At 73.2% G+C, this 24,712-nt stretch carries 19 protein-coding genes; 13 read left to right on the top strand and 6 right to left on the bottom strand.

The window, feature by feature from the left end; genetic code table 11:
* Positions 1 to 66: 66 nt before the first annotated feature.
* Entirely contained in the window at positions 67 to 1,473 is a 1,407-nt protein-coding gene (gene murC, locus ACIRB4_RS27125; protein ID WP_403294807.1) for a UDP-N-acetylmuramate--L-alanine ligase, read from the top strand.
* Between the two features lie 27 nt (positions 1,474 to 1,500).
* Positions 1,501 to 1,905, top strand: a complete 405-nt coding sequence (gene msrB / locus ACIRB4_RS27120) for a peptide-methionine (R)-S-oxide reductase MsrB (RefSeq protein WP_403294867.1) — start codon at positions 1,501 to 1,503, stop codon at positions 1,903 to 1,905.
* A gap of 4 nt (positions 1,906 to 1,909) precedes the next feature.
* Here the strand turns inward: msrB and ACIRB4_RS27115 are convergent, their stop codons facing one another.
* On the bottom strand, positions 1,910 to 2,557 hold the full coding sequence (locus tag ACIRB4_RS27115; RefSeq protein ID WP_403294805.1) for a hypothetical protein: 648 nt from the start codon (positions 2,555 to 2,557) through the stop codon (positions 1,910 to 1,912).
* Between the two features lie 158 nt (positions 2,558 to 2,715).
* Here ACIRB4_RS27115 and ACIRB4_RS27110 point away from each other — a divergent pair, with 158 nt between their 5' ends.
* Both ACIRB4_RS27110 and ACIRB4_RS27105 read left to right on the top strand, forming a co-directional pair.
* Positions 2,716 to 4,101, top strand: a complete 1,386-nt coding sequence (locus ACIRB4_RS27110; RefSeq protein WP_403294804.1) for a TerD family protein — start codon at positions 2,716 to 2,718, stop codon at positions 4,099 to 4,101.
* A 241-nt stretch (positions 4,102 to 4,342) separates the two neighbouring features.
* Entirely contained in the window at positions 4,343 to 4,978 is a 636-nt protein-coding gene (locus ACIRB4_RS27105) for a nucleoside/nucleotide kinase family protein (protein WP_403294803.1), read from the top strand.
* Here ACIRB4_RS27105 and ACIRB4_RS27100 read toward each other — a convergent pair.
* On the bottom strand, positions 4,975 to 5,679 hold the full coding sequence (locus ACIRB4_RS27100; RefSeq protein ID WP_403294802.1) for a hypothetical protein: 705 nt from the start codon (positions 5,677 to 5,679) through the stop codon (positions 4,975 to 4,977). The two genes, ACIRB4_RS27105 and ACIRB4_RS27100, sit on opposite strands and share 4 nt — an antisense overlap.
* A gap of 93 nt (positions 5,680 to 5,772) precedes the next feature.
* On the opposite strand from ACIRB4_RS27100, the gene ACIRB4_RS27095 reads away from it, so the two are divergent.
* The 3 genes from ACIRB4_RS27095 to ACIRB4_RS27085 all read left to right on the top strand — a co-directional run bounded on the left by ACIRB4_RS27095 (position 5,773) and on the right by ACIRB4_RS27085 (position 8,884).
* A complete protein-coding gene (locus tag ACIRB4_RS27095) occupies positions 5,773 to 6,645 on the top strand; it encodes a LysR family transcriptional regulator (protein WP_403294801.1) in 873 nt (290 codons plus the stop codon).
* 77 nt (positions 6,646 to 6,722) lie between these two features.
* Positions 6,723 to 7,694: a hypothetical protein gene (locus ACIRB4_RS27090; RefSeq protein ID WP_403294800.1), complete on the top strand. Its 972-nt coding sequence runs from the start codon at positions 6,723 to 6,725 to the stop codon at positions 7,692 to 7,694.
* A 56-nt stretch (positions 7,695 to 7,750) separates the two neighbouring features.
* Complete coding sequence (locus ACIRB4_RS27085; protein WP_403294799.1) at positions 7,751 to 8,884, top strand: M24 family metallopeptidase; 1,134 nt, start codon at positions 7,751 to 7,753, stop codon at positions 8,882 to 8,884.
* A gap of 106 nt (positions 8,885 to 8,990) precedes the next feature.
* Here the strand turns inward: ACIRB4_RS27085 and treZ are convergent, their stop codons facing one another.
* Both treZ and ACIRB4_RS27075 read right to left on the bottom strand, forming a co-directional pair.
* On the bottom strand, positions 8,991 to 10,742 hold the full coding sequence (gene treZ, locus ACIRB4_RS27080) for a malto-oligosyltrehalose trehalohydrolase (protein WP_403294798.1): 1,752 nt from the start codon (positions 10,740 to 10,742) through the stop codon (positions 8,991 to 8,993).
* Between the two features lie 51 nt (positions 10,743 to 10,793).
* Positions 10,794 to 11,750: a GNAT family N-acetyltransferase gene (locus ACIRB4_RS27075; protein WP_403294797.1), complete on the bottom strand. Its 957-nt coding sequence runs from the start codon at positions 11,748 to 11,750 to the stop codon at positions 10,794 to 10,796.
* A 224-nt stretch (positions 11,751 to 11,974) separates the two neighbouring features.
* Between ACIRB4_RS27075 and ACIRB4_RS27070 the strand changes: the two genes are divergently transcribed.
* From ACIRB4_RS27070 to ACIRB4_RS27060, 3 genes are all read left to right on the top strand, one after another.
* Positions 11,975 to 12,523 carry an FHA domain-containing protein gene (locus tag ACIRB4_RS27070; protein WP_403294796.1) on the top strand — a complete coding sequence of 183 codons (549 nt, stop codon included), beginning with the start codon at positions 11,975 to 11,977 and terminating at the stop codon, positions 12,521 to 12,523.
* A gap of 144 nt (positions 12,524 to 12,667) precedes the next feature.
* The gene (locus ACIRB4_RS27065) at positions 12,668 to 14,920 is read left to right on the top strand and encodes an MMPL family transporter (RefSeq protein ID WP_403294795.1); all 2,253 of its coding nucleotides are present in this window, start codon (positions 12,668 to 12,670) and stop codon (positions 14,918 to 14,920) included.
* Between the two features lie 185 nt (positions 14,921 to 15,105).
* Positions 15,106 to 16,161, top strand: coding sequence for a cytochrome P450 (locus ACIRB4_RS27060; RefSeq protein ID WP_403294794.1), 1,056 nt, complete (start codon positions 15,106 to 15,108; stop codon positions 16,159 to 16,161).
* Between the two features lie 131 nt (positions 16,162 to 16,292).
* On the opposite strand, the gene treY is transcribed toward ACIRB4_RS27060, so the two are convergent.
* The gene (gene treY / locus ACIRB4_RS27055; protein WP_403294793.1) at positions 16,293 to 18,626 is read right to left on the bottom strand and encodes a malto-oligosyltrehalose synthase; all 2,334 of its coding nucleotides are present in this window, start codon (positions 18,624 to 18,626) and stop codon (positions 16,293 to 16,295) included.
* 90 nt (positions 18,627 to 18,716) lie between these two features.
* Between treY and ACIRB4_RS27050 the strand changes: the two genes are divergently transcribed.
* The gene (locus ACIRB4_RS27050; RefSeq protein WP_403294866.1) at positions 18,717 to 19,958 is read left to right on the top strand and encodes an MFS transporter; all 1,242 of its coding nucleotides are present in this window, start codon (positions 18,717 to 18,719) and stop codon (positions 19,956 to 19,958) included.
* Positions 19,959 to 20,142: 184 nt separating this feature from the next.
* Here the strand turns inward: ACIRB4_RS27050 and glgX are convergent, their stop codons facing one another.
* A complete protein-coding gene (glgX, locus tag ACIRB4_RS27045) occupies positions 20,143 to 22,263 on the bottom strand; it encodes a glycogen debranching protein GlgX (protein WP_403294792.1) in 2,121 nt (706 codons plus the stop codon).
* A gap of 147 nt (positions 22,264 to 22,410) precedes the next feature.
* Between glgX and ACIRB4_RS27040 the strand changes: the two genes are divergently transcribed.
* Together ACIRB4_RS27040 and ACIRB4_RS27035 are read left to right on the top strand one after the other, a co-directional pair.
* Positions 22,411 to 23,256, top strand: a complete 846-nt coding sequence (locus ACIRB4_RS27040) for a Tat pathway signal sequence domain protein (protein WP_403294791.1) — start codon at positions 22,411 to 22,413, stop codon at positions 23,254 to 23,256.
* Positions 23,257 to 23,396: 140 nt separating this feature from the next.
* The gene (locus tag ACIRB4_RS27035) at positions 23,397 to 24,704 is read left to right on the top strand and encodes a copper amine oxidase (protein WP_403294790.1); all 1,308 of its coding nucleotides are present in this window, start codon (positions 23,397 to 23,399) and stop codon (positions 24,702 to 24,704) included.
* The last annotated feature ends 8 nt before the right edge of the window (positions 24,705 to 24,712 follow it).

The following is a 24,712-nucleotide window of genomic DNA, read 5'->3' as shown; positions in this document are numbered from 1 at the left end:
GGGGCGGGGCGGGTGAGCCACTAGGCTGGGCACCTCCTGTACGCCGCACTCCGGGGAGAGATCCGCATGGCATCCGCCATCCCTGCCGCCGCCGTCCCTGCCACCATGGAGCGGCCGCACTTCATCGGCATCGGCGGTGCCGGAATGTCGGGCATCGCGAAGATCCTCGCCCAGCGCGGCGCGAAGGTCGCCGGCAGCGACGCCAAGGAGTCCGCTACCGCCGAGGCGCTGCGCGCGCTGGGCGTCACCGTCCACATCGGGCACGCCGCCGCCCACCTCGCCGACGACGCCTCCGCCGTCGTCGTCTCCAGCGCCATCCGCGCCGACAACCCCGAACTGGTCCGCGCCGCCGAGCTCGGCATCCCCGTCGTCCACCGCTCCGACGCCCTCGCCTCCCTCATGGTCGGCCTGCGCGCGATCGCGGTCGCCGGTACGCACGGCAAGACCACGACCACCTCGATGCTGGCCGTCGCCTTGACCGAGCTGGGTCTCGACCCCTCGTACGCCATCGGCGGCGACCTCGCGGGCCCCGGCACCAACGCGCGCCACGGCGCGGGCGAGGTCTTCGTCGCCGAGGCCGACGAGAGCGACCGCAGCTTCCAGAAGTACGACCCCGAGGTCGCCATCGTCCTCAACGTCGAGCTGGACCACCACGCGAACTACGCGTCGATGGACGAGATCTACGAGTCCTTCGAGGCGTTCACCGCGAAGATCCGCCCCGGCGGCACCCTGGTCGTCGGCGAGCACTCCGGCGCCCGTGAACTGGCCGCCCGGGTCGCGGACCGCGAGGGCCTGAACGTGGTCACCGTCGGCGAAGCCGAGGGTTCCGACGCCTGGATCCGCTCGATCACCCCGCACGGCATGACCAGCGAGGTCGTCGTCGTCCTCGACGGCACCGAGCACACCTTCACCGTCTCGGTCCCCGGCCGCCACTACGCCCACAACGCCGCCGCGGCCCTCGCCGCCGGCGCCCGCGTCGGCATCGACCCCGCGGAGCTGGCGCAGGCCCTCACCGCGTACACCGGTGTCGGCCGCCGCCTCCAGCTCAAGGGCGAGGCCGCGGGCGTCCAGGTCATCGACTCGTACGCGCACCACCCCACCGAGATGACCGCCGACCTGGAGGCCATGCGCGGCGCCGCCGGGGGCCGGCGCCTGCTGGTGGTCTTCCAGCCGCACCTCTTCTCCCGCACCCAGGAGCTGGGCAAGGAGATGGGCGACGCCCTGGCCCTCGCCGACGCCTCGGTCGTCCTCGACATCTACCCGGCCCGCGAGGACCCGATCCCCGGCATCACGAGCGACCTGATCATCACGGCGGCCCGCGCGGCGGGCGCCGAGGTGACGGCCGTCCACGACAAGGAAGCCGTCCCGGACGTGATCGCGGGAATGGCCGGGCCCGGCGATCTCGTTCTCACCATGGGCGCGGGAGACGTCACGGACCTCGGCCCGCGGATCCTCGCCCGCCTGGCGAAGTAGGTCCACGAAGAGGGAGTGAGTGAGCTCATGGCGTACGACGTCGAGAAGCCGGACGAGCAGTGGCGCGCGGAGCTGACCCCGGCGGAGTACCAGGTACTGCGCCAGGCCGGCACGGAGCCGGCCTTCCGGGGTGAGTACACCGACACCACGACCAAGGGCGTCTACTCCTGCCGGGCGTGCGGCGCGGAGCTGTTCACCTCGACGGGGAAGTTCGAGTCCCACTGCGGCTGGCCGTCCTTCTACGACCCCAAGGACTCCGAAGCCGTCGAACTGATCGAGGACCGCTCCCACGGCATGGTCCGCACCGAGGTCCGCTGCGCCCGCTGCGGCTCCCACCTCGGCCACGTCTTCGAGGGCGAGGGCTACCCGACCCCGACGGACCAGCGCTACTGCATCAACTCGATCTCACTGCGCCTGACGCCGGAGCCGTGAGCGGTCATGAGTGCCCTCGCCGCATGTGGTCGTTGACGGTGTCGATGACGACGTGCAGACCGTCCCGCGTAGCCCAGGAGAGGCGTGCCCGGAGGCCGTCGACGCCGGGGAAGAGCACGAGTGCCCGCTGGGCCTCGGTGGCATAGCCGGCGGCGAGTTCCCGGCAGTACGGGTGTTCGTTCTCCAGCCGCTCGCGGACACCGTCCGCGAGCGGACCGCCCTCGTCCATGAGGACCGCGTCGAGGCCGAAGAGATGGGGAAAGACCCGTAGGAACTCCCAGCCGGCCATGGGGAGTTCCGTGTACTCGCGAACGCTCTCCCGGTCCAGGACGCGGACCAGCCCGGCGAGCGTACGAAGGTATGCGGCCGGATCCATGCCACCGGCCGCGCGTGCGGCCTTCTCGCGGAACTCCGGGGGAAAACCGTCGAGCGAGCCCAGTCGCTCCACGGAGTCGGCGGCGAACTCCAAAGCTCCGGAAGCCGCGTGGACGGAGCGGTTCCAGCCCGCCACCCAGTTCCCGCGGACCAGGCGGACATAACGCCGGATCTCGTCGTCGAGCGAAGTCCAGTCTCCTGTGCCGTGACGGCGAGGTCGAGGAGCCGGAGCACCGGACCGTCCGAGAACAGCGACACCGGGGTTGCCTGCAGTCATGTACCTCTCTCATGGTTTCGGCCCCTCGTGCGGCACGGTCGTGAGCACGATGGAGGGAGATCCAGATCCTCCCTCGCGGCTCATCCGTCCCGCGTCAGAGCTTGCGCCACGGGCACCGACGGCCGGAAGATCCATCGGGGAGCGACCGTGGAGGGGAAATGATCAAAGGGGCCAACGCCTTCGTTCCGACGGTGTCCTTGCGCATCGCCGTACGGCACGGGGTGGACGTCACGGCGTTGCTGCTGACGGAGCAGGGGCGGGTCCGGGGGGACGGGGACATCGTCTTCCACGGCGCGCCGGTCCATCCCTCGGGTGCCGTGCGGCTGCTCGGGGACGAGAACGGCACCGCGTGGCTGGAGGCCGGACTCGGCGCGATCGAGGAGGAGATCGTCCGCGTCCTCGTCGTCGGGTCGACGGAGAGCGGCGCGATGCGGGACGTGGACGGGCTGTCGGTGGAGGCGTTCGCGCCGGACGGTACGTCGGTCGCGCGGTACGGCGTGGACGACGCCGGCGGAGAGACGGCGATGGTGCTGGCGGAGCTCTACCGGCGGGCGGGTGGCTGGAAGTTCCGCGCGGTGGGTCAGGGGTACGTGACCGGGCTCGCCGGCCTGGCGACGGACCACGGCGTGGACGTGGCGGAGACCGCCCCGCCCCAGGCGCCGTCCCCCGTTCCGTTCCAGGCTCCGCCGCCGGTGTCGCCCGAGGTGTCGTCCCCCGTTCCGTTCCAGGCTCCGCCGCCCGTGTCGGCCGAGGCCCCCGTCCCGTTCCAGGTTCCGCCCGCGGCGCCGGTGTTCGCGCCGCCGACGGGGCAGGCGCCCGTAGCGCCGCCCGCGGTGGTGGTTCCGCCGCAGGCCCCCGAGCCGCCCGCGCCGCTCTGGGCGTTCGGGTCCGTCTTCGAGCCGTACACCCAGACCGGCCGGGACAACGACGTGATCACGGTGGACGGGCTCCCCCCGGGGCCGGTCGTGGTCGATCTCTCCATCCGGGGCGAGGGGTACACGGGCCTCTGGACCCTCACCCGGGCCAACAAGGAGGGCGAGAACCTCGTCAACAGCACCGAGGACGACTTTCAGGGCCGGCTGCTCGCCCTCGTCCCCGGGAACGGGCGGCTGCGGCTGCGGTTGCGGGCCGACGGACCCTGGGAGACGCGGGTGCTGCCGCTGGCCGCGGCGGCGCTTCTGACGGAGGAGAGGATGGAGTGCCGGGGCCCTGACGTCCTCCTGCATACGGGAGGAACGGCCGATCTCGCCCTCCGCTACCGCGGCGACGACAACTTCATCATCGACCTCTACGAACTGGAGGGGCACGACGACCCCACGACCCTGCCCAGGCAGAGGAACGTCGTCAACGAGATAGGGAAGCGGCGGGAGACCGTGCCGCTGCCGGAAGGCCCGGTCATCGTCCAGCTGAAGATGGCGGACGGTCCGTGGCGGGCGCAGCTGAAGAACCTGGAGCCGCGCAGCAGCCCGTCGCACGGCGTCGCGACGGCGAAGGTGACCGAGATCCGCAAGGCGCCGGGGTGGCTGCGGCGGGGCAGGCGCTGAGCGCCCCTCCGCGTCCGCCGTGCCCCGCCGCGTCCCGCCGTGGCCCGACACGCCCGTCGTGGCCCGCCCCTCGACGACTCCGGGCCCGGGCCGCTGATCGTCGAAGCGCCGGCTTCGCGCCGGACGGTGCTCGGTCGCGTACTCGTGGGGAAGACCGTACGGGCGGAGCTCGGCCTTCGGGCTCCCGTGGCCGACCGAGAGGGCCCCGGCCGTTGTCGTACCAGCGGCCTCCGGTGGGAAGATGCCCCGCATGGACGCCCAGCAGCTCGCCGAGCTCACCGACCGTGCGCGGCGGCTCGCCGTGCCCGGGGGGCGGCGGATCCTGGGGATCGCCGGGCCGCCCGGGGCCGGGAAGTCCACGTTGGCCGCGCGGCTCGTCGCCCGGCTCGACGGGCTCGCCGTGCTCGTGCCGATGGACGGGTTCCATCTGGCCCGGAGGGAGCTCGACCGGCTGGGGCGCGCCGAGCGGAAGGGGGCGCCGGACACCTTCGACGCCGCCGGGTACGTGGCCCTTCTCGCCCGCCTGAGGGCCCCCGAGCCCGGCACGACCGTCTACGCCCCCGCCTTCGACCGGGCCCTGGAGGAACCCGTCGCCGGGGCGGTACCGGTCGCCCCCGACGTGCCGCTCGTCGTCACGGAGGGCAACTACCTGCTGCACGGCGAAGGGGCGTGGGCCTCCGTCCTGCCGCTCCTCGACGAGGCGTGGTTCCTCGACCTGGACGACCGGTGCCGGGTGCCCCGGCTCGTCGAGCGCCATGTCCGCTTCGGGAAGGACCGGGACCACGCCGAGCGCTGGGTCCGCGACTCCGACGAGGCCAACGCCCGGCTCGTCGCGCGGGGGCGGGACCGCGCCCATCTCGTCGTACGGATGAGCTAGAGGACCGTCGCCGCCCGTGCCAGGGCCCGCACGATCGGGTGCGGGCGCGTCCCGTCCCCGGCCAGCTCCGGCTGGAAGAGCGTGGCCATGAAGAAGGGGTGCCCGGGCAGTTCGGCGATCCGGACCCGGCCGTCCTCGTCCTCGCCCGTGAACCGCAGGCCGTGCTCCCGCAGCGCCTCCAGATGGCGGCCGTCCGGGCCGTAGGCGCAGTGGTACCGCTCCGTCGTCCGTTCCGCACCGAGCACCGACTCGGCCAGCGAGCCCGGCGTGATCCGCACCGTCCCTTCGTGCCCGACCAGCGAGCAGGCCAGCGGGGCGATCAGCAGATCCTCCGCGTCCGCGCCGGGGTCGTTCTCCGCGTGGGCGAGGCGGCTCAGACCGCAGACGTCACGGGCGAATTCGAGGAGCGTGTGCTGAAAACCGGCGCAGGTGCCGAGGAACGGGATGCCGTCCTCACGCGCGGTGCGGATCGCCGCCAGCGCTCCCTCCTCGCTCGCGTACGGGCTCCCCGGCAGCAACCACACCGCGTCGAACCCCTTCACCGCGCCCGGAGCCGTCGCGTCCTCGGTCGGGATCCAGTACGCGTCGAGGACCAGGCCGTCGCGCTCCGCCAGCGCGTCGAGCAGCGCCGGGACACGGACATGGGACATCACATGCGGGGAACGGTCGCCGACCAGGGCGACCCGAGGGGTCTTCGTCATGCCCACCATGCTGCGCGGGCCCGGTCGTTCACGTCCAACGATGATTCGCGCACTTCCCATCGCGAACCCTTATGACCGTGAACACTGATGGCCATGGACCCGCACCTCCTGCGTACGTACGTCACCGTCGCCCGGCTCGCCTCCTTCTCCGAGGCCGCCCGCGCGCTGGGCTACACCCAGTCCGCCGTCTCCCAGCACATCGCGGCCCTGGAACACGACCTCGGTGTGCCGCTCCTCGGCCGCCGCCCCGTCCTCCCCACCCCGGCCGGCGAACGGCTCCTCGAACACGCCACGTCCCTCCTCCTGCGGATCGACGCCGCCCGTGCCGACCTCACCCGCTTCACCGAGGCGCCCCGCCAGGAGGTGACCCTCGCCGCCTCCCCGCTCGCCCTGCGACCGCGTACCCTCGCCGCCCTGCCCGCCACGGGCGTCACCCTGCGGATCATGTCCCGGGACACGGTCCCGGCCGCCGTCGCCACCGGCGAGGCCGACCTCGGCCTGGTCGACGGACTCGCCGCACCCAGCGACCCGTTGCGGCTCCCCGACGTCGCCCCGCTCACCGCCGTGCGCGTGAGCGAGGAGCCGCTCGCCGTCCTCCTCCCCGAAGGACATCCACTGGCCCGCCGCACCGGACTGCGCCTCGCCGACCTCGCCGACGCCCGCTGGCTCGACGCCCCCGACGCGGGCTTCCCCCTCGACCGGCTGCGCGCCGCGCACGGCGGACCCGCCGGACAGGGCTTCCGTACCGCGCTGCGTCAGGAGGGAACCGACATCCGCACGCTCACCGGCCTCGCCGCCGCCGGGCACGGCCTGACCCTGCTGCCGGCCTCCGCCACCCACGGCCTTCCCGGCACCGTCGCCGTACCCCTTACTACCCCCCGGCTCGTCCACCGCACCGAGCTCCTCCACACCCGCACCGAACCGGGCGGCCCGGCGGCCGAGTTGGCCCGCCGACTGCCCGCCTGATCGACAGGACACCCCCTAGGCTGGACCGGACGGCAACCGACCGCACGGAACGGCAACGGCAACGGAAGGCGGCGCACGTGGGTTTGTTCCGGCGAGGGCCCAGGCGGGACGGCGACGACGCCCCCAGGGACCCCGAGTTCTCGTACTTCTCCGAGCACGAGGCCGCCCTCTTCCGCGGCCAGGTCCGCGAGGCGTTCGCGGAGCTCGGGCTCGAAGTCACCGTCTACGCCGACCTGGTGAGCGACGACAGCGGCCGGCAGTTCGGGCTCGGCAACCTGGCGGCCGTCTGCCACAACGACCGGCGCGGGCCGCGCGCCTGGCCGGAGATCGTCCGCCGCCACGTCACCCTCGTGCTGCGCACCATGGACGGCCCCTCCGCGCTCGACACCCTCCCGCCCGAGCAGATCCGCGCCCAGCTCTACCCCCGGGTGGTCAGCGGAGAGGGCATCGACCCCGCGACCTTCGGCTACGCCAGGACCGTCGCGCCGGGACTGTACGAGGTCCTCGCCCTCGACCTGCCCGAGAGCGTCATGATGCTCACCGACGAGGCCCTGGAGCCGCTCGGTGACCTCCAGCACCTGCGCGACCGGGCGATGGGCAATCTGCGCGGACTGCCCGTCGAGGCGCACGAGACGGTACGGGACGCCGACGGCATGTGCTTCGAGGTGCTCCTCGGCGACTCCTTCTACACCGCGAGCCGCGTCCTCGACCTGGACGCCGTCGTCCAGCGCGTCACCGGCCGGCCGCTGACCGGGCACGGCGCCCTGGTCGCGATGCCGTTCCGGCACCAGCTCGCCTTCCACCCGATCCGCGACACCACGATCGTCGCCGCGCTCGGCGCGATGGCCTCCTTCGCCGCCTCCGGATACGAGGACACCCCCGGCGCCATCAGCCCGTACGTCTTCTGGTGGCGCGGCGGCACCCTCACCCAGCTCAGCGAACGGGACGGGGACGGCGGCGACCTGCGCATCGTCGTCGGCGACGACTTCCAGGAGCTCCTGGAACAGCTCATCACCCAAGGCCCGGGATCCGGCCAGGACAGGCGCTGAACGGTCGCGTCCGGTCGGCGCGCCGGGCAGGATGCTGTACGTCGAGGAGGAGCCCCATGTCCGTCACCGCGCCGCCCGCCCCCTTCACCGCCGACGACTACCGCGCCCGGATGACCCGCGCCGCCGACGCGGCGGCCGACGCCGGACTCGCCGGGATCCTCGTCGCCCCCGGCCCGGACATGGTCCATCTGACCGGCTACCGGCCCACCGCGAGCACCGAACGGCTCACCGTCCTGGTCCTGGCCGCCGGCCGGGACCCCGTGCTCGTGGTGCCGACCCTGGAAGCCCCCGACGCCGCCAAGGCCCCGGGCGCCCCGGCGCTCACGCTCCGGGACTGGACCGACGGCAAGGACCCGTACGCCGTCACCGCGCCCCTCCTCGACGCCGAAGGCCGCTTCGCGGTCAGCGACAACGCCTGGGCCATGCACCTCCTCGGTCTCCAGCGGGCGCTGCCCTCCACCTCGTACGTCGCGCTCACCGAAGCGCTGCCGATGCTGCGGGCCGTCAAGGACGCCCGCGAACTGGAGCGGATCGCGGCCGCCGGCGCCGCCGCCGACCAGGCGTACGAAGAGATCCTCACGGTCCGTTTCGCCGGGCGACGCGAGACCGACGTGGCCGCCGACCTCGCCGCGCTCCTCCTGCGGTTCGGCCACTCCCAGGTCGACTTCACCGTCGTCGGCTCCGGGCCCAACGGAGCCGACCCGCACCACGAGGCGGGGGAGCGGGTCATCGAGCGCGGCGACATGGTGGTCCTCGACTTCGGCGGCCTCAAGCACGGGTACGGCTCCGACACCACCCGTACGGTGCACGTCGGCGAACCGACCGCCGAGGAGCGGCGCGTCCACGACCTCGTCCGCGAGGCGCAGCAGGCGGGTTTCGAGGCCGTCAGGCCGGGCGTGGCCTGCCAGGAGGTGGACCGCGCGGCCCGCAGGGTGATCGCGGACGCGGGCTACGGCGCGTACTTCATCCACCGCACCGGCCACGGCATCGGCGTCACCACCCACGAGCCGCCGTACATGATCGAGGGCGAGGAGCGGCCGATCCTCCCCGGCATGTGCTTCTCCATCGAGCCGGGCGTCTATCTCCCGGGCCGCTTCGGGGTCCGTATCGAGGACATCGTGACGGCGACGGAGGAGGGTTCGGGGCGGCGCTTCAACAACACCTCGCGCGAGATGGCGATCGTGGAGTAGCGCCGCAAGGCCGGCGCGGCGGCCCGCGCGCGGGGCCCGCGCGCAGGGGCCTGGCCGCAGGGACCAGAGCGCAGGGACGCGCGCGCAGGGGCCCGAGCCGCACGGCTCAGCCGTCGCTGAGGATCACCGCGGACTCCGCCGGCAGCCGCAGCGCCCCGTCCCGTCCCGGCGCCTCCACCGGTTCCCAGGCCGCGACGACCCGGTCGCGGCCGTTCGACCCCAGCGGGATCTCCGCCGGCTCCTTGCCCAGGTTGACCGCGACGCGCAGCACCCCGCGGCGGAACGCCAGCCAGCGGGCCTCCTCGTCGAAGGCCACCCGCACCGCCGCCAGATCCGGGTCGGTGAGGTCGGGCAGGGTGCGGCGGAGCGCGATCAGCTCGCGGTGCCAGGCGAGGATCCGGTTGTGCGGGGCCCGTTCGCGTTCCGAGCGGTCCAGGACCGACCGGTCCCGGGTCGCCGGATCCTGAGGATCCGGAATGTCCTCCTCCGCCCAGCCGTGTTCCGCGAACTCCCGCCGCCGCCCCCGGCGTACCGCCTCGGCGAGCTCCGGGTCGGTGTGATCGGTGAAGTACTGCCAGGGCGTGCTCGCCCCCCACTCCTCGCCCATGAAGAGCATCGGCACCGACGGGCCGGTGAGGACCAGCGTCGCCGCACAGGCCAGCAGGCCGGGGGAGAGCGTCGCCGAGAGCCGGTCGCCGGTCGCCCGGTTGCCGATCTGGTCATGGGTCTGGGCGTAGCCGAGGAAGCGCTGCGCGGGCGTACGGGCCCGGTCCACCGGCCGACCGTGGCAGCGGCCCCGGAAACTCGAGTACGTACCGTCGTGGAAGAAGACGCGGGTGAGGGTCTTGGCGAGCGCGGCCAGCGGGGCGCGCGCGAAGTCGGCGTAGTAGCCCTGGGACTCCCCGGTCAGCGCCGCGTGCACGGCGTGGTGGAAGTCGTCGTTCCACTGGGCGTGGACGCCGAGCCCGCCCATGGAACGCGGCGTGGTGGTGCGCGGATCGCCGAGGTCCGACTCGGCGATCAGGAAGTGCTGCCGGCCCTGTTCCCGTGCCAGCTCGTCCACGGCCTCCGACAGCTCCTCCAGGAACGTCAGCGCCCGGGTGTCCGCGAGCGCGTGCACGGCGTCGAGGCGGAGGCCGTCGATCCGGTAGTCCCGCAGCCAGGCCAGCGCGCTGCCCAGCAGATACGCGCGGACCTCGTCCGAGCCCGGCGCGTCCAGGTTCACGGCGGCGCCCCACGGCGTGTGATGGGTGTCCGTGAAGTACGGCCCGAACGACGGCAGATGGTTGCCCGACGGGCCGAGATGGTTGTGGACCACGTCCAGGACCACACCCATCCCGAGCCCGTGCGCCGTGTCGACGAAGCGCTTGAGCGCCGTCGGCCCGCCGTACGGCTCGTGCACCGCCCACGGGGACACGCCGTCGTACCCCCAGCCCCACTTCCCGGGGAAGGGACACAGCGGCATCAGCTCCACATGGGTGATGCCGAGCCCCGCCAGCTCCCCGAGCCGCTCCGCCGCCGCGTCCAGGGTCCCGTCGCGGGTGAAGGTCCCGACGTGCAGCTCGTACAGGACTGCGGCGCGCAGCCGCAGCCGCGGGGGTTCGTTGAACCAGACGAACGCGTCGTGGTCGACGACCGCGCTGAGGCCGTCCGGTCCGTCGGGCTGGCGGCGGGAGCGCGGGTCGGGCAGCACCGGCCCGCCGTCGAGGGAGTAGCCGTAGCGGTCGCCGTCGGCGGCCGGTGCCACGCCGGTCCACCAGCCGGCCCGCTCGGCATCCCGCTCCAGCGGGTGCTCGGCGCCGTTCAGCTCCAGCGTCACCCGGTCACGGGCCTGTGGAGCCCACACCTCGAACAGCACTGGCCGATCCCCTCGTCGACGGACCAACGACTACCGGGACCATCCTGGCAGTCAGGAGTCGGTGGCGCCCGGCGCGTCCCACACGAAATTGATCGCCCGCTCGAAGGTGATGTAACCCGCCCGGGCGAACGCGTTCGCCATCGGGACGTTGGCGAGGTCCGTCGCCGCCCGGATCCGCGGCACGTTCTCACCGGCCAGGATGCGGGTGCCCTCGGCGAGGATGTCGTCGATGTAGCCCTTGCCGCGGTGCGCGGGGAGCACACCGATGTACGCGATGGTGTGGTGGTAGTTGTTCCGCGCCGCGATCACGAAGCCGACCGGCTCACCGGTCTCCGGAAGCTGGGCCACCCGCCACCACTCGCGGGGCGAGGTGTAGTGCGGGAACTCCTCGTCGTAGTGCTTCTCCGCCGCCTCGCGGGCGGAGAGACCGGACGCCAGATCGGCCTGCCCGTGGGCGTCGAGCGTGCCCTCCATCACCGGGGTCATCAGCGCCACGAGGTCCTCGCGGTCCTTCACCGCACGGAACTCCAGGCGTCCCTTCGGCTCCGGTACGGGGGTGCCGGGCCGCCACTCCAGACGCAGCCGCTCGACCAGGGGCCGGGCTCCCGCGCGCTCCAGGACACCGAACAGCGTTTCGAGCCGGTCGCGGGTCTCGGGGACCTCGTGCCAGTCCGGCGGCAGGAACCGGCCGTACTCGGGGCGCGGCGCGCCCGCAGGCACGACGGCCGCGGTCGCCGTCTCCAGCAGCCGCAGGCCGATGTCGGAGCGCTCCTCGGCGGGCAGCTCGGGGTCGAGGTCGAAGAAGTCGAGGGCGAGCGGCTCGCCGCCCTCCTTGTTCGTCCACCAGGCGATCCTGGCCAGGACCCGGTCACCGCGCAGGGCCACCCACATCCAGCCGGGTATGCGGCGGCCGGTGGCGAGGTCTTCCTCGAGTTCGTGGTCGAGGACGTAGCTGAGACGGCAGAACAGCTCCAGCTCCTCCGGTCCGGAGAGCGGGCGCACGGTCACGCCGTCGATCGTGCGAGAAGGCGCGTGAGAGGTCGTGTGAGAAGGCGCGTGAGAGGTCGTGCGAGAAGGCATGTGAGAAGTGGTCTGAGAAGACGCGGTCACGTCTGGTTTCCCCCTGGGAGTCGAGTGCGGAGACCGTAGCAGCGATCTTGGTGAGGGCGGTACGGCTTTGTGGGCGGCGCCCGTTCTGGACACCTCGGGGCCCTCGGCCCGACAATCACGAGGTGACGCCACCTTTCGAGTTCTCCACGCACTCCGCTCGGCTCTCCGACGCCGAGCGGGACCGTGCGCTGGTGCTGCTCCGGGAGGGTGCCGCGCAGGGCCGGCTCTCGCACGACACCTTCCTGTTCCGGATGGAGCGGGCGCTCGCCGCTCAGCGCCCCGACGAACTCGCCCTGCTGACCGCCGATCTGCGGACCGAGTCCCCCTGGACCCGGCGGGTGGTGGGCGCGGTCGAGAAGATGTCCGCGTTCACGGCCAAGGTGGGGCGGGCCTGGCAGGCCGAGCGGCTGCCGAAGCTGCTGCTGCCCGCTCCCGGCCCGCACCCGCTGCGGATCGGCCGTGACCCGGCGAACGGCCTGCGGCTCAGCCACGAGACGGTCTCCCGGCTGCACGCCGAACTCTCCCTCCAGGGCGGCCTCTGGGTGCTGCGCGACCTCGGTTCGACCAACGGCACGACCGTCAACGGGCGCCGGGTGACCGGAGCCGTGGTGGTCCAGGCCGGCGACCTGGTCGAGTTCGGCCAGATGTCGTTCCGGCTCTCTCTGCGCTGAACCCCCGTCGCTCCTCGGGGTGTTCCCCTACGGGTGGGGGTAACCCCCCTGCGGCGCACCGGCGTCCACCAGTGACCGCGTACCGCCTCCGGCGCGAGGCTGACCCCATCGGCACGGGTCGGCAGGTACGAGGGAGGTGCCCGTATGTCGGGCAGAGTTCCGGTCACGGTCAGGACGGCACAGTGGTGTGCCACGCACCCGTGGAAGGCGATCGCCGGATGGGTGCTCTTTCTCGCGCTCTGCGTCGGGGCCGGGGCCGCGGCCGGGACGAACAAGGGGTCCTTTTCGGACTTCTGGGTCGGTGAGGCGGGGCGTGCCGAGGCGATGGCCTCGGAGAGCGGGCTCACCCCGCCGCCGGTCGAGCAGGTCCTGATCGAGCACGCGCGGACGGCTTCTGCGGCGGGCACGGCTACCGCGGCGGGGACGGGCGGGGCCGGGGTGTCCGGGGGAGCGGTGGACGGTGCCCGCGCCGGGGCGCTCGCGGCGGCCGCGGAGGACGTCGTCCGGCGGATGGAGGCCCTGCCCGCCGTCGAGGCCGTCGCCGACCCCGCCCCTTCCCGTGACGGCGCGGCCCTGCGGGTCGCCGTCACCCTGCGCGGGGACAAGGAGACCGCCAAGGAGGGCGTCGACGCCCTTCTCGCGCAGACCGCGGCCGTCAGGAAGGCCCATCCCGCGCTGCGGGTCGAGCAGACCGGCAGCGCCTCGATCTCCGTCGCCGTCAACGACAAGCAGGGGCAGGAGCTCCAGCGGACCGAGATGATCAGCCTTCCGGTGACCTTCCTGATCCTGCTCGTCGTCTTCGGCGCGGTCCTCGCCGCCGGAATCCCGGTCCTGCTCGCCCTGTTCGCCTTCGTGGGCGCGGTCGGCCTGTACGGGCTCGCCTCCTGGGTCTTCCCCGACGCGGGCGGCGCGGCGCTCAGCGTCATCTTCATGATGGGCATGGCCGTCGGCGTCGACTACTCCCTCTTCTTCCTGAAGCGGGCGCGGGAGGAGCGGGAGCGCTCGGGCGGCACGATCTCCCCGGCCCGCGCCGTCGAACTGGCCGCCGCCACCTCCGGCCGGGCGGTCGTGGACTCCGGCCTCGCCGTGGCGCTCTCGCTGGCCGGTCTGTACGTCGTCGGAGACGTGATCTTCTCCTCCATCGCCACCGGCGCCATCCTGGTCACGCTCGTGGCCGTCGGCGGCTCGCTGACCGTGCTTCCCGCCCTCCTGGCCGCGCTTGGGCACCGTATGGACGGCGGCAGGCTCGCCCGCCGTTCCCGGCGCCGGGGCGGGCGCGGCGAGGGGCGGCTTTGGGCGGCCCTGCTGCGGCCCGTCGTACGCCGCCCGCTGGTCTCGCTGGTCGCGGGAGTCGCCGTGGCCGTCGCGCTCGCCGCGCCCGCGCTCGGCATGAAGCTCGGCACCGAGGGCAAGGAGACGTTCCCGGACAGCGTCCCCGCGGTCGCCGCGTACGACCGTCTCGTGACCGCCTTCCCCTCCGAGGGGCCGGCGCATCTCGTCCTCGTGCACGGCGAGGACCCGGCGGCGCCGCTGCGGCGGCTGGCCGAGGCCACGCGGGGCGACCGGCTCTTCGCGCAGGACCGGATGCCGGTGGTGCGGACCGCGGAGAACGGCCGTACGGCGCTGCTCGCGCTCCCCGTCCCGTACGCCCAGAACTCGCCCGAGGCCACGCGCTCCCTGGAGAAGGTGCGGGGAGATCTGCTGCCCGCCGCCGTCGCGGGACTGCCGGAGGCGCGGTGGGCGGTGTCGGGGGAGATCGCGGGCGGCGCCGACTACGCGGCGCACCAGGAGCGGCGGCTGCCCTGGGTGGTGGCCCTCGTCGCGCTCGCGACCTTCGCGGTGATGTTCGCGGCGTTCCGCTCGGTGGTGATGGCGGCGGTCGGCATGCTGCTCAACCTCGCTGCGGTACTGGTGGCGTGGGGTGTCCTCACCCTGGTGTTCCAGGGCCGTTGGGCCGAGGGCGTGCTCGGCTTCGAGTCGCTGGGCTTCGTCGGCTCCCGTACGCCTCTGATGGTCTTCGCGATCCTCGTCGGACTCTCCACGGACTACCAGATCTTCGTCGTCAGCCGGATCAGGGAGGCCGTGCGCCGCGGAGTGCCGACGCGGGCGGCGGTGGTGGACGGGATCGCCGGCTCGGCGAGCGTGGTGACGAGCGCGGCGGTGATCATGGTGTCGGTCTTCGTCAGCTTCCTCTTCATCGACCGCATCGAGATGAAGCAGATCGCGGTGGGTCTGACGGTCGCGGTCCTCTTCGACGCGATCGTGCTGCGTGCGGTGATCCTGCCGTCCGCGATGGCGCTCCTCGGCGACCGTGCCTGGTGGCCCGAGCGCCCGCCCACCGACCGTGCGCCGGAGCTGCCGGCGCACTCGCGGGCGGCGGACCCCGTCGAAACCTGACCGGGGGCGGCCGGTCGCCGTGGAGCACGGGCGCGCTGCCCCTGCGCACGGCACCGGCGAGCGGTTCACCCGTTCGGCCGTACGCGGACTGCGGCGGGCGTCACGCGGTGGTGGGGTGGTGAGACGCGCGCCAGGACTGTTCCGGCCGCGACAGCCACCCACAGCGGACCCACCGAGGGGGCGCGATGAGCGACAGGCCGAACCCGGCGATACGGCAGGACGGCTGGGCGAAGATCCCGCCCATGGAGCCCGCGCCCGCACTCCGCGCCCGCGCCGCCGCCGGGCGGGTCAGGGGCGAGGGCCCCGCCGGCACCGACCGCGTCCCCACCCGCACCGTCGCCCCCAGCCCGCTCGACCCCGGCGCCACCCGGATCCCGCACCGCGTCCACCGCGTGCTGCGGGAGGAGTTCCCGCTGACCTACGACCCGATGCTGCGGGCCTGGGTGCTCAGCCGGTACGCCGACGTCGCCGGGGCGCTCACCGACGCCCGGTTCACCCACGGCCACCGGCCCGGCGACCCGCCCTGCGACCGGAGCCACGTCGACGTCGACGAGGCCGCGCTGCGGGCCGTCGCCGAACGCACCGCCCACCTCCTCGCCCGCCGTATCGCCGACCGGCACCAGACCGATCTCGTCGCCGAGTACTGCCACTGGCTGCCCGCCGGGACCGTGGCCGCCGCCATCGGTGTGCCCTACCGCGACATGATGCGGCTGGTACGCGGCCGGGCAGCCTCCGCGCCGGCGGGCCGGTGCACCGCGCAGATCGCGATCCGCGAGAAGGCCCTGGCCTCCTTCCTCGCCAACGTCCTGACCGACCCGGACCTGACCGACGCGCTCCGCGACGCCCCCTCGGGCCTGATCGCCCGCGCCTGGACCGAGTCGCTGCGCCGCGACCCGCCCGTGCAGATCGCCGCACGCCGCACCAGCGCCGAGGTACGGATGAGCGGCGGCACCATCCCGGCGGGGGAGCCGGTCGCTCTCCTGATCGGCTCAGCCGGGCGCGACCCGGAACGCTTCCGGGCGCCCGACCGTTACGACCCGCTGCGCGACGACCCCGGCCAGCTCACCTACGGCTCCGGCGCGTGCCCCGCCGTCCTGCTGGCCGGCTTCGAGGCGGAGTACGCCCTGCGCGCCCTGTTCGACGTGATGCCCCGTCTGCGGGTCGCCGACGGCTACCACCCCGAGTACACGGGCCTGATCACCCGCGGCCCCCGCAACCTCCTCGTCCGCCCCGCCGGCTGACCGCACCCGAGCCGGGGGCGCCCCGAGTCACGGCCCGAGCCACCCCCGGGCGCCGCCCCGGCGGCTGACCGCATCACTTCCCCGGAGGGCGCCCGAGTCGTGCCCCGGGCGCCGCCCCCGCCGTCCGTCGGTCACTCGCGCAGGCGGGCCAGCAAGGCCACCGGGCGCTCGTCGAAGAGTTCCGCGAGCTTCACCTCCGTGGCCGCGCCGCCCGTGAACTCTCGTACCCCGTCGAGCACATCGGCCCAGCGGCCGTCCGGGAGCACCAGCTCCGTGTCCTGCCAGCCGCCCGCCTCCGCGAGCCGCAGCGGCAGGCGGGTGACCGCCGTGACCACCTCGCCCGCGCGGGCGAAGGCCAGGCAGTGTGCCGCCGCCGGGCCGGACGCGGTCAGCGGGGCGTAGCTCCCCGGCTCCGCGAAGACCTCCGGGCGTTCCCGCCGGAGCCTCAGCGCCGCCCGTACGACCGCCGTCTTGTCGTCGTCCGGGCCGACCGCGAACGGCTGCCGGTTGTCCGGGTCGACCAGCGCCCGGTACTCCCGCTCCGTCCCCTGGTACAGATCGGGGACCCCCGGCATCGTCAGATGCACCAGCGCCGCGCCGAGCATGTGCGCCCGGATGTGCGGCTCCAGGGCGAACGCCGCCTCCGACGCCGAGCGCAGCGGGATACGGCCGGGGCCCGCCGCCACGAAGTCGGCGACCGCCCGCTCGTACCCCTCGTCGGGCTCGGTCCAGCTGGTGTGCAGCCCCGCCTCCCGTACGGACTTCAGCACGGCCGGGCCGAGCCGCGCCGCGTCCGGCGTACCGAAGCCGAACGCGGTCTGCCACGCCGTCCACGCCAGATGCGGATCGGGCGCCGGGATGCCGGCGACCTCGTCCAACAACTCGGCCCACACGGCCGGGCACTGGGCGAGGACCGCGATGCCCGCCCGGAGGTCCGCGCTGCGCTTGGTGTCGTGCGTGGTCAGTACCGTGCCGGTGGCCGGCCAGTCGCGGGCGAGCCGTGCGCAGTACGCGTGGAACTCCTCCGGTGTGACCGCCGGCCTGCCGGGCTCTCCGCCCACCTCGTTGGCCGAGAGGAGCGGTGTGTAGCGGTAGAAGGCCGTGTCCTCGACGGACTTGGCGCGCAGCGCGGAGGACGTCTGGGCGAACCGCGCCCGGAAGGCCCGGTGTTCGGGCCCGTCGCCGAGCCGCCCGAGCGCCAGCTCCCGCACGGTGTCGACGGCCGCGGCCTCCTCCGCCACCGCGAAGGCCGCCTTCGCCCCCCGGGCCGCCTCGGGGGTGAGGACGTCCTCGCCGCCCGTGCGGTAGGTGCGGTAGACCGGGACCCGGACGAGGAGTTCACGGATGGCGGTCAGCAGCGCCCAGGGCGCGTGGTCCCGCAGCTCCGGGTCGGCGGCGCAGATCCGCCCCGCGATCCCGGTCAGCGCGGCCGTCTCCGCGGCCAGTTCGTGGGTCACGACCTTGTACGCGGCGCGGCGCGCGGTCGCCTCCCAGCAGCCGCCCCTGTCCGACGCCCGCCCGACGAACTCGCGGTACACGTCCCGCAGTTCGTCCGCCCCGACCGGGTCCACGAAGACCCCGTCGACATACCGCAGGGCGTCGTAGCCGGTGGTGCCGGCGACGGGCCAGTCCGCGGGCAGCGGCTCCGTGCCGGTGAGGATCTTCTCCACCACCGTCCAGCACCGCCCGTCCGTCACCTCCCGCAGGCGCTCCAGATAGCCCTGGGGGTCGGCGAGCCCGTCCGGGTGGTCGATCCGCAGGCCCTCGATCACCCCGTCCCGTACGAGCTCCACGATCTTGGCGTGGGTCGCGTCGAAGACCTCGGGGTCCTCGACCCGTACCCCGATCAGGTCCGAGATGGTGAAGAAGCGGCGGTAGTTGAGCTCGGTCCTGGCCAGCCGCCACCAGGCGAGGCGGTACCACTGGGCGTCGAGCAGCTCGGTGAGCGGCAGGCCCTCCGTGCCGTCCCGGAGCGGGAACTCCTGCTCGTCCAGGCGCAGGACCCCGTCCGCCACGCGCATCCGCTTCCGTACCTCGGGAAGTCTGGCGGGCAGCACGGGAAGCAGGATCCGCCCGTCTCCCGCCTCCCAGTCGATGTCGAACCAGCGGGCGTAGGGCGAGCCCGGGCCCTCCCGCAGCACTTCGCGCAGGGCGTGGTTGTACCGGGGCGACGCCGCCATGTGGTTGGGCACGAGGTCGACGACCAGCCCCAGACCATGGGCGCGGGCGGTCGCGGCGAGGGAGCGCAGCCCCTCCTCACCGCCGAGTTCCGCCCGGACGGCGCGATGGTCGGTGACGTCGTACCCGTGGGTGGAACCGGGCACGGCCTCCAGGACCGGGGAGAGATGGAGATGGGAGACACCGAGGCCGGCCAGATGCGGGACGGCACGCTCGGCGGACGCGAACGGGAAGTCCGGCTGGAGCTGCAGCCGGTAGGTGGCGGTGGGCGTGGTCGAGGGCGTCATGCGAACGTACGTACCCCGCTGGGCGGCTTCTGTGTCATCGCCCCATGCGTCCGTTCGTATGCATCGCGTTATTTTCTCGTGATGATCAGGATGTATCGCGAGACGCTCTCCCTCCTCGGGCCCGTCCTGCCGGTGGTCTCCTTCCTCGGCCGGCTGCCCACCGCCATGTGCCAGCTCGGCAGCCTGCTCCTGGTCGCCGAGACGAGCGGCTCGCTGGCGACGGCGGGGCTGGCGGGCGGCGCGCTCGCGGCCGGCCAGACCGTCGCCGGACCGGTGCTCGGGCGGCTCGCCGACCGGCGCGGTCAGCGGGGTGTCGTCCTCGCCGCATCCCTGGCCAACGCGGTCTGCGTCGCCGGTCTCGTGGTCGCGGCGCTCGCCCACGCGGCGACGGGCTGGCTGATGCTGCTCGGCGCGCTCGCGGGGGCGAGCGTTCCGCAGGTCGGGCCGCTGGCCCGGACCCGCTCCGTGGCGCTGGCCCGGCGGAGCGGCGCGGACGACCGGGCGGTGGGGACGGTGCTGTCCTTCGAAGGCACCCTCGACGAGGTCTCATTCGTCCTCGGCCCGGCCCTGGTCGGCCTCGCGGCGGCGCTCGCCCACCCGGCGGCCGCCCTGCTCCTCGCCGCCGCCCTGCTCGCGACCTGCGGCACGGCGTTCGCCCTGCACCCGTCGGCCCGGGCGGCCGAGGGGCGTGGCACCGGGAAGCCGGGCGCCATCACTCGTACGGGTGCCGCCGAACGGGCGCGGCTGCCCGGGGCCGCGTACGCCCTTCGGGTCACGATGGTGCTGCAGGGCGCCATGTTCGGGGCCTCGCAGGCCGGGATCACCGCGCTCACCGAGAAGCTCGGGACACCGGCCCAGGCGGGTCTGGTCTATGCCGCCATGGGGGTGATGAGCGCGGCCGTCGGACTCTCGATGGCCGCGGTGCCCGCGCGGATCGGGCTGTCGACCCGCTGGCGCGCGGCCACCGTCGCGCTCGTCGTCCTCTCCCTGCCGCTGCTCCTCGTCGACTCCCTGGGGGCGCTGTACGCGGTCGTGATCGTCCTCGGCGCCGCCTACGCGCCGCACCTCATCACCGTGTTCGGGCTCACCGAGCGGACTGTCCCTGCCGGCCGGCTGGCGGAGTCGATGGCCTATCTGACCAGCGGAGTCGTCGGCGGCCAGGCGCTGGCGCTCGCGCTGTCCGGCCGTCTGGCGGAGCGTCACGGCGCGCCGGCCGCGTTCGCCGTGGCGGTCGTCGCGGCCGTGCTGTGCGCGGTTCTGTCCTGGACGGTCCGGTCTCGGCCTCGGACACCGGACCTGACGGCGCGACCGGCCGCGAGCAGCGGCGTCTGACCCGCGGCGGCGACCACGGAGACACCACCGCCGACGGAGCCGCGGCCCGGGCGGGGTCGCGGCTCCGCCGGCGGTGGCCCGGCCCGGTGGCCTGGCCCCGTGGCCCGGCCCGGTGGCCCGGCCCGGTGGCCCGGCCCGGGGGTGCGGGCCGAAGCGGGCCCCGGGCCGGGAGCCCCGACGCGGCTTAGGCCGGTCGGCGCAGCACCGTGAGGCTGAGCGGCGCCAGTGTCACCCGTTCGCCCGCCGCCACCTTGGGGCCCTCCTGGGGCGGGATGCCCTCAGGGTGGGAGGTGTCGACCACGACGCGCCAGGTCTGGCCGTGGTTGACCGGCACCTCGAACTCCAGCTCCTGCGAGGACGCGTTGAACATCAGCAGGAAGGAGTCGTCGGCGATCCGCTCACCCTGCGGCCCCGGCTCCGAGATCGCGTTGCCGTTGAGGAAGACCGACAGCGCCTGCGCGTGCGCCGCCTGCCAGTCCCGTGCGGTCATCTCCACGCCCTCCGGCGTGAACCAGGCGATGTCGGTCAGCTCGTCGTGCGTGCCCTCCACCGGCCGCCCGTGGAAGAAGCGGCGGCGCCGGAAGACCGGATGGTCGCGGCGCAGCCGCACCATCGCCCGGGTGAACTCCAGGAGCGTGCCCTCCTCCTCGGCCCCCGGCTCCGGCCAGCGCACCCACGACACCTCGTTGTCCTGGCAGTAGGCGTTGTTGTTGCCGCCCTGCGTCCGCCCGAACTCGTCGCCGTGGCTGAGCATCGGCACGCCCTGCGAGAGCATCAGCGTCGCCAGGAAGTTGCGCATCTGGCGGGCGCGCAGCTCCCTGATGCCGATGTCGTCCGTGTCGCCCTCGGCGCCGCAGTTCCAGGACCGGTTGTGGCTCTCCCCGTCCCGGTTGCCCTCGCCGTTCGCCTCGTTGTGCTTCCCGTCGTACGAGACGAGATCGCGCAGCGTGAAGCCGTCGTGGCAGGTCACGAAGTTCACCGAGGCCAGCGGGCGCCGGCCGTCGTCCTGGTAGAGGTCGGACGAGCCGGTCAGCCGGGACGCGAACTCGGCGAGCGTCCGCGGCTCGCCCCGCCACAGATCCCGTACGCAGTCGCGGTACTTCCCGTTCCACTCGGTCCACAGTGGCGGGAAGTTGCCCACCTGATAGCCGCCCTCGCCCACGTCCCAGGGTTCGGCGATCAGCTTGACCTGGCTGACCACCGGGTCCTGCTGCACCAGGTCGAAGAAGGACGACAGCCGGTCCACCTCGTGGAACTGGCGGGCGAGGGTCGCCGCCAGGTCGAAGCGGAAGCCGTCGACATGCATTTCCGTGACCCAGTACCGCAACGAGTCCATGATCAGCTGGAGCACGTGCGGGGACCGCATGAGCAGCGAGTTCCCGGTCCCGGTGGTGTCGGTGTAGTACCGGCGGTCGTTCGAGAGCCGGTAGTACGAGGGGTTGTCTAGGCCCTTCAGGGAGAGCGTCGGGCCCAGGTGGTTGCCCTCGGCGGTGTGGTTGTAAACCACGTCGAGGATGACCTCGATCCCCGCCTGGTGCAGGGCCCGGACCGCCGACTTGAACTCCAGGACCTGCTGGCCCCGGTCGCCCCAGGAGGCGTAGGCGTTGTGCGGGGCGAAGAAACCGATGGTGTTGTAGCCCCAGTAGTTCGCCAGGCCCGCGTCCACCAGCCGGTGGTCGTTGACGAACTGGTGCACGGGCATCAATTCCAGCGCCGTGACACCCAGTTCCTTGAGATGGCCGATCACCGAGGGGTGTGCGAGGCCCGCGTACGTGCCGCGCAGCTCCTCCGGCAGCTCCGGGTGGAGCATCGTCAGGCCCTTCACATGGGCTTCGTAGATCACCGTACGGTGGTAGTCCGTGCGCGGACGCCGGTCGTCGCCCCAGTCGAAGTACGGGTTGACCACGACCGAGGTCATCGTGTGGGGCGCGGAGTCGAGGTCGTTGCGTGAGTCCGGCCGCCCGAAGTGGTAGCCGTACACCGCCTCGCCCCAGTCGATCGAGCCCGAGACCGCACGGGCGTACGGGTCGAGGAGCAGCTTCGCGGAGTTGCAGCGAAGCCCGCGTTCCGGCGCGTACGGACCGTGGACCCGGAATCCGTACCGCTGGCCCGGCATCACACCCGGCAGATAGGCGTGGCGGACGAAGGCGTCCGTCTCGCGCAGCTCCACCGCGGTCTCCGAGCCGTCGTCATGGATCAGACACAACTCGATTCTGTCGGCGGCCTCCGAGAAGACCGCGAAGTTCGTTCCGGCGCCGTCGTAGGTGGCGCCCAGGGGATACGCCTGTCCCGGCCAGACCTGCATAGATAAGACTCTTCCATTCTGATCCGGGAGTGGGGGTGCACTCCGGCCAAATCCTGCCCGAAAGACGGGCAACCTCCTAGGACTTCGGTCCGTCCTACCGGGTGACCGCAGTGAAATCGGGGAGAACTGCAGCAGAAGGGGGGAAGTGTGCACGAAATAGTGCGCCGCCATCTGGGGAAGGTGCTGGCGGGCGCGGCCATGGCGGTGACGGGGACCGCCGTCATGGTCGGTATCACCCTGCCGGGGACCGCGGGCGCCGACGACACGCCGAGGACCGGTGTCGCGGACGGCCGCGGGATCGCATCCGGTCCGGGCGAAGGCTCGGGGGCCGGCGCCGGCGGCACGTCCGACGGAACCGCGCCGGAGCCCGCGAAGGTGGCCGCCGCGCCGCCCGAGGGGAAGAAGGGGGTGGGCACCGACCCGCTCACCGACGACGAGCTGAAGCGGGCCGAGGAGCTGGCGCTGACCCCGCCGGCCAGGGCCGCGCAGCGCGACGTCGAAGGGACGAGGGGACCACAGCACCTGGCCACCGAACTGGCCGACCCGCGTCCGGAGGAGGTCGACGACCCCACCGCGCCACGCCGCGCCGAGGTGCGGTTCTACGACTACGAACGCGACGAGCTGATCACCCGTACCGTCAACCTCGCCACCGGGAAGGTGGAGAGCGCGGCCGCCCAGCGCGGGGTGCAGCCCTCGGCCCACCCGGAGGAGCTGCGGGAGGCGCTGGAGCTCATCCTGAAGAGCCCGCTCGGCAACGGCGTCCGCGAGGACTACAAGGACGCCACGGGCAAGGCGCTGACCTCGGCGGATCAGCTCTGGTTCAACGGGGACGTCTACCGCCCCTACCGCGAGGCCGAGGTCCCCGCGGTGCTCACCGCCTGCGGTGAGCACCGGTGTGTCCGCCTGGTCACCAAAATCCACAACGGTTCCTGGATCGACACGCGGAATCTGATCGTCGACCTCAGCGCCCGGACCGTGACCCGCGTCGGCTGACGGCCCGTCCGGTCGTCCGGTGGTCCATGGACCAAGGTCCGGTCGCCCGGTCTCTCGCGCGGCCCGACCACCCGCGCACCCGTCCGTCTTCCACACGTCCGTCCGCCTTCCGCACTTCCGTACGAGGGAGTTCGTCCATCATGTCCATCCCGTCGCTCTTGCGCGCCCGCAGGCACGGCGCCGTGCTCGCCGCGGCCGCCCTGCTCGGCACCGCCACGGCCGCCGCCGGCCCCGCGACCTCCGCCACCGCGGCACCCGCCGCGCCCACACCGCCCCGCGCCGACTGCTCCGCCGCGTACCGCATCGAGCAGAAGCTCGACGGTGGCACCGTCTGGCGCATGTGCTGGCGCTACGACACCGACTCCGGGCTCGTCCTGGACAAGGTCACCTACCAGCCCAAGAGCGCGAGCGCCCCGATCCGGGTGCTCACCAGCGCCAAGCTCGCCCAGATCCATGTGCCGTACGACGACGGCAACGCCGAGTACGACGATCTCACCGGCGCCGGGTTCGGCTGGGGTCTGCAGAACCTGAAGCCGGCCGAGTGCCCCGGCGGCACGATCACCTCCGTGAAGGTGCCGGAGATGGGCAAGGTCGACGGCCTGTGCACCACGACCCGGGCGCGCGGGCACGCGTACCGGATGGCCAACGACGAGGGCACCAAGGTCTGGCAGGCGCAGGGCAAGGACCTGCTCGTCTACACCGTGAACAAGGTCGCCTGGTACGAGTACATCACCGAGTGGCGGTTCTCCTCCGACGGCACGATCGCCGCCAACGTCGGTGCCACCGGGAGCCTCTCGCCCGCCGACTACAGCGCCACCGACGGCCGCGGCTGGCCCATCGGCCCCGGCGCCCGCTCCTACGCCACCAGCCACGCCCACAACGTCTTCTGGCGGCTCGACTTCGGCCTCGACGGCAGCGTCAAGGACCGGATCGAGCAGTACGACTCCAAGGTCACCGCCCCCAGCGGCAACGGCGGCCCGACCGTGAAGACCACCCGCACCCCCGTCACCAAGGAACTCGCCGGGGACGCGAAGAACATGCGCTGGTGGCGGGTGGTCAGCGCGACCGGCAAGAACAAGGACGGCCACCCCCGTTCGTACGAGATCGTGCCCGGCCCCTCGAACACCCACGCCGGCCGCGGCTTCACCAAGCACGACATCTACTTCACGCAGAGCCGCGCCTGCGAGCAGTTCGCCAGCAACAACATTCTCGACTGTGGCCGAAACACGCCCGACAGTGTGGACAAGTGGGTCAACGGGGAGACGCTGACCGACCCCGCCGTCTGGGTCAACATCGGGTTCCACCACATCGCCCGGGACGAGGACCAGCAGCCGATGCCCGTCCACTGGCAGGGTTTCCAGCTCGCCCCCAGGGACGTAACCGCTATGAATCCGCTCACTCCGCCCGATCTCGCCAACCAGAACGGCACACCGAATCAGGGGAGTTGAGCAAGGAG

The organism is Streptomyces sp. NPDC093600 (assembly GCF_044764755.1).
Classification (GTDB): Bacteria; Actinomycetota; Actinomycetes; order Streptomycetales; family Streptomycetaceae; genus Streptomyces.
Note: the sequence above shows the minus strand (reverse complement) of the source record. Positions and strands in the feature narration are given on the sequence as shown.

Bases quoted from the DNA above. Each gene is read 5' to 3' on its own strand.
- treY (WP_403294793.1), bottom strand. From the start codon at position 18,626: ATGACGCCCTCGACCACGCCCACCGCCACCTACCGGCTGCAGCTCCAG.
- murC (WP_403294807.1), top strand. From the start codon at position 67: ATGGCATCCGCCATCCCTGCCGCCGCCGTCCCTGCCACCATGGAGCGG.
- ACIRB4_RS27085 (WP_403294799.1), top strand. From the start codon at position 7,751: ATGTCCGTCACCGCGCCGCCCGCCCCCTTCACCGCCGACGACTACCGC.
- ACIRB4_RS27105 (WP_403294803.1), top strand. From the start codon at position 4,343: ATGCCCCGCATGGACGCCCAGCAGCTCGCCGAGCTCACCGACCGTGCG.
- ACIRB4_RS27050 (WP_403294866.1), top strand. From the start codon at position 18,717: ATGTATCGCGAGACGCTCTCCCTCCTCGGGCCCGTCCTGCCGGTGGTC.
- glgX (WP_403294792.1), bottom strand. From the start codon at position 22,263: ATGCAGGTCTGGCCGGGACAGGCGTATCCCCTGGGCGCCACCTACGAC.
- ACIRB4_RS27110 (WP_403294804.1), top strand. From the start codon at position 2,716: ATGATCAAAGGGGCCAACGCCTTCGTTCCGACGGTGTCCTTGCGCATC.
- msrB (WP_403294867.1), top strand. From the start codon at position 1,501: ATGGCGTACGACGTCGAGAAGCCGGACGAGCAGTGGCGCGCGGAGCTG.
- ACIRB4_RS27115 (WP_403294805.1), bottom strand. From the start codon at position 2,557: ATGACTGCAGGCAACCCCGGTGTCGCTGTTCTCGGACGGTCCGGTGCT.
- ACIRB4_RS27095 (WP_403294801.1), top strand. From the start codon at position 5,773: ATGGACCCGCACCTCCTGCGTACGTACGTCACCGTCGCCCGGCTCGCC.
- ACIRB4_RS27035 (WP_403294790.1), top strand. From the start codon at position 23,397: ATGTCCATCCCGTCGCTCTTGCGCGCCCGCAGGCACGGCGCCGTGCTC.
- ACIRB4_RS27060 (WP_403294794.1), top strand. From the start codon at position 15,106: ATGAGCGACAGGCCGAACCCGGCGATACGGCAGGACGGCTGGGCGAAG.
- ACIRB4_RS27065 (WP_403294795.1), top strand. From the start codon at position 12,668: ATGTCGGGCAGAGTTCCGGTCACGGTCAGGACGGCACAGTGGTGTGCC.
- ACIRB4_RS27100 (WP_403294802.1), bottom strand. From the start codon at position 5,679: ATGACGAAGACCCCTCGGGTCGCCCTGGTCGGCGACCGTTCCCCGCAT.